The organism is Plantactinospora sp. A48, assembly GCF_055793945.1.
This window is the reverse complement of the sequence record NZ_JBTIXF010000116.1, coordinates 1-6,006: the sequence shown is the minus strand read 5'-3', so window position 1 is coordinate 6,006 and position 6,006 is coordinate 1. Positions and strand designations below refer to the sequence as shown.

The 6,006-nt window shown below is 72.4% G+C and carries 6 protein-coding genes; 2 read left to right on the top strand and 4 right to left on the bottom strand.

The features are described 5' to 3' along the window. Window positions 1–238: 238 nt before the first annotated feature. Together ACXN5W_RS30075 and ACXN5W_RS30070 are read left to right on the top strand one after the other, a co-directional pair. On the top strand, window positions 239–718 hold the full coding sequence (locus ACXN5W_RS30075; protein WP_473161767.1) for a DUF6153 family protein: 480 nt from the start codon (window positions 239–241) through the stop codon (window positions 716–718). Window positions 719–817: 99 nt separating this feature from the next. Continuing rightward, window positions 818–1,450, top strand: coding sequence for a DUF305 domain-containing protein (locus ACXN5W_RS30070; RefSeq protein ID WP_473161766.1), 633 nt, complete (start codon window positions 818–820; stop codon window positions 1,448–1,450). Between the two features lie 226 nt (window positions 1,451–1,676). Here ACXN5W_RS30070 and ACXN5W_RS30065 read toward each other — a convergent pair whose 3' ends face one another. The 4 genes from ACXN5W_RS30065 to ACXN5W_RS30050 are packed head-to-tail and all read right to left on the bottom strand — an operon-like array spanning window position 1,677 to window position 5,789. Then, window positions 1,677–2,618 carry a hypothetical protein gene (locus ACXN5W_RS30065; RefSeq protein WP_473161765.1) on the bottom strand — a complete coding sequence of 314 codons (942 nt, stop codon included), beginning with the start codon at window positions 2,616–2,618 and terminating at the stop codon, window positions 1,677–1,679. Further along, the gene (locus ACXN5W_RS30060; RefSeq protein ID WP_473161764.1) at window positions 2,615–3,754 is read right to left on the bottom strand and encodes an endonuclease/exonuclease/phosphatase family protein; all 1,140 of its coding nucleotides are present in this window, start codon (window positions 3,752–3,754) and stop codon (window positions 2,615–2,617) included. Before ACXN5W_RS30060 ends, ACXN5W_RS30065 begins: the two co-directional genes overlap by 4 nt. Next, a complete protein-coding gene (locus tag ACXN5W_RS30055) occupies window positions 3,751–4,788 on the bottom strand; it encodes a glycosyltransferase family 2 protein (protein ID WP_473161763.1) in 1,038 nt (345 codons plus the stop codon). The genes ACXN5W_RS30060 and ACXN5W_RS30055 overlap by 4 nt, the downstream gene beginning before the upstream one ends. A gap of 5 nt (window positions 4,789–4,793) precedes the next feature. Continuing rightward, window positions 4,794–5,789 carry a UbiA prenyltransferase family protein gene (locus tag ACXN5W_RS30050; protein WP_473161762.1) on the bottom strand — a complete coding sequence of 332 codons (996 nt, stop codon included), beginning with the start codon at window positions 5,787–5,789 and terminating at the stop codon, window positions 4,794–4,796. Window positions 5,790–6,006 lie beyond the last annotated feature (217 nt).

Sequence of the window (6,006 nt, the reverse complement as noted above, 5' to 3'; positions counted from 1 at the left end):
AGGCAATCGTGGTATGGCCTCTCCCCCCAACAACACCGACACCAGCTGGAAGGCGCCCCACCTGGCCTTTGTCCTGTTTGTATCCTCCCCCCCGGCCTACCCCCCCCCCCCCCGCTGCTGCTCAACGCGACGGCCGCGCTCACGCCCGACGCACGACGCCCTGGTCACCGTCGTTCGTCGACAGCCGTTCGTGCGGGGTCGCATGGCGGCCGCCGGCCCGGCCGGTACCGTGGTCGCGATGACAGGCGAGCAGACCACGGCGGCCGGGCGGGTGGCCCGGTGGGTGCTGTTGGTCTGCAACCTGGTCGGCCTGGTCGCAATGCACACCCTCGGCCATGCCGGGATGAACATGGACGCCCGCCCGGCGCCCGAGTCAGCCACGGTGGTGATGAACCTACCGGGTCACCAGGCGGCGCTGGTTCCCCTGATCCTGCCCGGCGCGGACGGTCAGGCCGCCGCCTCGGCGCTGGCCGACGACTGCCCCGGGTGCGCGCATGCCGACAACCCGGTGCCGGGGCATGGCATGGCGGGGTGGGATGTGTGCCTGGCCGTGCTCACCGCCCTCGCGGTGCTGGCGTTGCTGGCCGCGGCGCTGTTGGCCCGGCCGAGGCCAGGAGGATCACCGGCCGGGGCATCCCGAGGGCGGTCGCGGGCAGCGCGTGGCCCGCCACGACCCGCCGGTCTGCAACTCGTCGCGGTGTCGGTACTGCGCATATAGGAGGAGCCCACGGCGGCCCGTCTCGATCCGGGCATGCCGGCTTCCTCACGCACGTTCACCGACACCGAAAGGCTCCTTGTTGTGTTGACATGTTCTGTTGTGCTGCGCCGTGCCCTGCTGGCCGGCGTGGCGGTGACCGCCACGGCGCTGCTGTCGGCCTGCGGCGGTAACAACTCCTCATCGCACCCGGGCACGGACTCCGGTCCGACCATGACCAGCGGCGCCCCGACCCTGGCCAGCGCGGTGTTCAACACCGCGGACGTGATGTTCGCCCAGCTGATGATCCCGCACCACCAGCAGGCCATCGAGATGGCCGCGCTGGCCGACACCCGCGCGGCCAGCAGCGACGTCAAGGCCCTCGCGACGAAGATCAAGCAGGCGCAGCAGCCCGAGATCGACACCATGACCGGGTGGCTGAGGGCCTGGGGCCAGCCGGCCGCCATGCCGAGCATGATGCCCTCGGGCGGCATGGACATGGGCGGGGTGGGCCACGGCCCGATGCCCGGCGGCATGTCCGCCGCCGACATGACCAAGCTCGGCAACGCCAAGGGTGCGGCGTTCGACAAACAGTTCCTGACCATGATGATCGCCCATCACCAGGGCGCGGTCACCATGGCCGAGCAGGAGAGCGCGCAGGGCGGCAACCCGGACGCCAAGGCCCTCGCCGCCAAGATCGTCGTCGATCAGGAGGCGGAGATCAGCCAGATGCAGGCGCTGGTGAAGAAGGCCTAGCCGCACGGGCCGGCAGGGCGCGCCCGGTGCTCGCGGGTGCGGCCTGCCGGCCCCGGCTTGCTCAGTACGCGGGGTGGTACCGGTGCATCACGGGTGCGCCCTTACTGCTTCCCAGCCTCGGAGCCGTTGCCGTGGAGAAAGAAGCGAGGGCCACCCACTCCGGCCAGCCCAGCCACCCCGGTGGCGGGCCGGGGATCTCATCGCCGCCGAGTTCGGCTGCCGTGGGCTACCCGCGGCGGCCCGGGTCCGTGGCCTCCGCGGGCCGCACGGCCGCGGTGAGGGCCGCACCGGCCGCCGCACTGAGCAGGTCCGCGACCGTTGTGAGCAGGCGGCTGAGCGCCACCACCGTCACCAGCGCTCCTCCGCCGAGCACCGTGCCGAGGGTGAGCGCCAGAACGGCCTCGCGGACGCCGAGACCGGCCGGCAGCACCACGGCGAGGATGCTGGCGATCGCCGACAGCGCGAACCCGCCGATCAGCAACGGCGCCACGCCCGCGCCGGCCCGGTGGAAACCGTCGACGAGGATCACCACGTGCAGGCCGAGGACGAGCCAGCCGAGCGACATCAACGCCACGGCGGCGGCGACCTGACGCCGGGCGGGTACGGCGGTGACCGCCGGCCCGCGTCCGGCGATCCGCCGCAGCAGGCCCAGGGCGAACCGACCGACCCCGGGGAAGAGCACCGGGACGAGCCCGATGGCGGCCACCGGCAGCAGGGCCCACCACAGCGGGCTCGCCGTCACCAGCCGGGGTACCGCGAGCAGCCCGACCGCGAGGCCGGCGCCGATCGAGAGCACGACACTGCCGAGGAACGTCGCGGCCAGCCTGGCCGGGGGTACCCGGAGCGCCCTGGCCATGTCGGCCTGGGCGAGCGCCGGCCACAGGCCACCCGGCAGGTACTTGCCCAGCCCCGCGACGAAGTACAGACGCGACGCGGCCGGCAGCGCGATCCGCGTGCCAGTCGCGGTCACCAGAACCCGCCAGCCGAGCATGCCGAGCCAGGTACCGACCAGGGCGAGTCCCTCGGCGGCGAGGCAGCGCAGCAGGCCGACCTGGACGATGCCGCTACCCAGGGGGTGACGCTCCCGCCACAACCCGTACAGCAGCAGGGCCAGGACCGTCGCGTACAGCAGGGCGCGTGCCGCCACGGTCCAGCGCCGCCGGGTCACCGTCGGCCGCCCAGGTCGACCCACACGTCCTGGGCCCGGTGATCGGACAAGCCGTCCGGGTCGCGCAGCGCGTACCGGCGTGCGTACAGGTCGCCATGGGTGAACGCCCAGTCCACCCGCCACATGCTGAGCCCACCGGCCGGCCAGGACGCCGGGTACACCGGGCCTCCGGCGCGTGCCGCGTCGACGCCACGCGCCGCCACCGGGCGCAGTTCGCCCATGTCCTGGCTGGTGTTGAAGTCGCCGGCGACCAGCAGCGGGCCCGGGTTGTCCGCCATCGCGTGGCTGAGGCCGTCGTACTGCTCCCGCCGCGACGCGGCCTTGGTCCGCATGGTCGAGTAGAACGCGCGGCTCGTCGGGCTGATCAGGACGTCGAACTGCACCGGGATGTGGACGTTGTAGAACGAGACGACCCGGTCGCCGACGCGGAGGTCGGTACGCAGGACTTTGGCCCGTTCGAAATAGGCGTTCCAGCCGGCGTCGGTCTGCTCGTCGTTGGTACGCCGGTCGGGCCCGACGAGCGGCTGGCCGACGATCGGGTACCGGGACAGCGTGAGCAGCTCGCCGCGGACCACCAGCTGATAGTCCGGGAACTCGCGCCGGATCCGATCGCGGTCGTCGAGGCGCCTGGCCGTGTTGGTGGCGTGGTCGACGCCGATGTACTCCTGGAGCAGATACACGTCGGCGTGCTGGGCCCGCAGGTACCCGTAGAACCGGTCCGGGTTGTCGTCCTGGTCCCAGTACTCGGTGTTCCAGGCGAAGACGTGGACCGATCCCGGGCCTGGCGCGGTGGACCCGGCCAGGCCGTGGAGGTTGACGCCGAGCAGCCCGAGCCCCACCACCAGCGACACGGCGAGCAGGGCGAGCACCAGCCGGCGGGCCGGCCGGGCGAACCAGGCCAGCCCGGTGAGCACGACCGGCACGGCGACGAACACCGGTGGTGGCGCCGTGTCGACCAGGAGCCACCACCAGACCCGTCCGCTGAGGGTGAGCTGGGCCAGGCAGAACGCCAGCCAGCCGACCGAGGCGGTGACCACCAGCCGGGTACCGAGGTGCCAGCGGGGCCGGGCGACACGCCTCGCGTCACCCGGCGGAACCCCGCCCACGCCGGCGGCGTCGATGGTGCCGGCACTCACGCGGGGACCTCCTGGACGGCCTGGGTGCGCAGGGTGGCGTCGTAGAGTTCCCGGAACGACCGGGACAGCAGCCACTGCAGGACACCGACCCCGAGGCCGGTCGCGATCGTGACGTTCGCCAGGTACTGCATCGCCAGGAAGAACGTGAGGAAGCCGGCACCCCGCCGGCGCAGCACGAAGCGGTACATCCCGAGGTCGGTGCTGACCGAGGCGGCGGCGAGCGCGACCGGCACCGCGAGCCAGGGCCAGCCCAGCAGCACGGGCGCCGCGAGCGTGACGAGTGAGCCGAGGGCCGCGAGACAGCCCCAGCCCCGGGTGGCCGTCTCGAATCCCTTGGCGAACCGGCGCCGTCGGGCGTACAGCGGGATGCGCAGCCGGGTGCGGGTGAAGATCTTCCACAGCAGCACGCCCAGCCGGTCGTCGTGGTCGTGGCGTCCGCTCACCGTCGAGCTCAGCACGAGCGCGTAGCGCTGGGACACGCGATGACCGTAGTCGGCGTCCTCGGTCTGCTTGAGCCTGGGGTTGAAGGGCCCGACGTCGTCGAAGACGGTCCGGCGCATCGCGGTCATGGCCGGGTACATGTTGCTCACGCCCCCCTCGGAGCTGGCCTGCCAGTAGTGCAGTTGCAGGCTGCGGTACTCCTCGACGCGACTGTCCACGATCAGCGGGTCGGGGTGGTACACGCCGCACAGCGCCCCGATCCGGGGGTCGGCGCGTAGCGCGGCCACGGCGTTGGCGACGGCGTCGGGCTCCAACGCCACGTCGGAGTCGAGGAAGAACAGGATCTCGCCGTGGGAGTCCGCGACGCCGACGTTGCGGCCCGCCGCGCAGCCGCTGGCCCGGTGCGGCGTGCGCAGCACCCGGGCACCCGCCCGCTGCGCGACCGCCACCGAGTCGTCGGTGCTGTGGTCGTCGACGACGATCACCTCGATCGCCGGGTACGTCTGCGACCGCAGCGCCGCCAGGCACAGCGCCAGCGCCCGCGCGTAGTTGTAGTTCGGGATGATCACCGAGACCAGCGGGGTTTCTTCCATCAGCTTCACATCGCCTTTCCGAGCAACGCCTGTACGGCGTGCGGGTGACGGGCCAACAGGTTCAGCACGGCCAGCACGGCGGCCCAGACCAGGCCGTTGAGCACCATGACGCGGTCGTGGACGAGCACCCGGACCGGATCGCCGCCGCCGTCGCGGACGATCACGACCTGGAGGTAGCGGAACAGCGCGAGCGCGGCCAGCGGCGCCGACAGCAGGACCGCGGCGACCCGGAACGTGTCCAGCGGTGCCTCGGTGCGCAGGTAGGCGAAGAACGCCGCGGTCACCAGTGCGGCGGTCAACCCGAGCAACTGGTCCAGGTAGGGCAGTGAGTAGCCGCGCAGCGCCGGCCGGTGGCTGGCGCCGGCGGCCGTCAACTCACTGCGGCGCTTGCCCAGAACGAGCAGGAGGCACAGGCCGAGCAGACACACCGGCAGCCAGGTGGAGAAGCGCTGCCCGATCGCGACGTACCCCGCGGCCAGGCGCAACTGGAACCCGAGCGCCACGGTGATCACGTCGAGCAGCGGGATGTGCTTGAGCCATCGGCTGTAGGCGCCGTTGAGGGCCAGGTAGAGCAGCACCGGCCACCAGGTGCGGTACGGCAGGCTCGACAGCAGCGCGCCGAGCAGCACGGCGAGTCCACCGGCGAGCACCACCGCCGCGCGTGGCGAGACCCGGCCGGAGGCGACCGGGCGCAACCGTTTCGTCGGATGCACCCGGTCCCGATGCCGATCGGTCGTGTCGTTGACCACGTACACCAGGCTGGCCGCGACGGTGAACACGATCACGGCCCAACCGACCCGCCGGATCTCACCCCACGTCCACCCGGGGGCGTCGATGAGCGGCAACGCGACGACGAGCAGGTTCTTCAACCAGTGCTGTGGCCGGACCAGGGTGACGAGGTCCCGTAGCGAGCCACCTCGGGCGGGGCGGATCGCGGCGGGCGGACCGGTGGCCGACTGCGGTCCCGACGGAGCGAAGTCGGGGTGGTCGAGGATGCGCACGGTACCTCCAACGGGAAACCACCCGGGTCAGAACAGGACCTTCACGGCGGACAACGCACCCTGGCGCCACGGTTCGGGGGGGGGGGGGGGGGGGGGGCGAGGGGAGGGGGGGGGGGGGGGGGAGAGAAAAAGAGGGGGGGGGGGAGGGGAGGGAGGGGGGGGTGGTCAGGAAGGGCCGGATCGTGGAGGCCGGGCCGGTGGCAGAGATCGTCGGCGA

Coding starts and splice junctions, on each gene's coding strand:
- ACXN5W_RS30055 (WP_473161763.1), bottom strand. CDS start 4,788: ATGGAAGAAACCCCGCTGGTCTCGGTGATCATCCCGAACTACAACTAC.
- ACXN5W_RS30075 (WP_473161767.1), top strand. CDS start 239: ATGACAGGCGAGCAGACCACGGCGGCCGGGCGGGTGGCCCGGTGGGTG.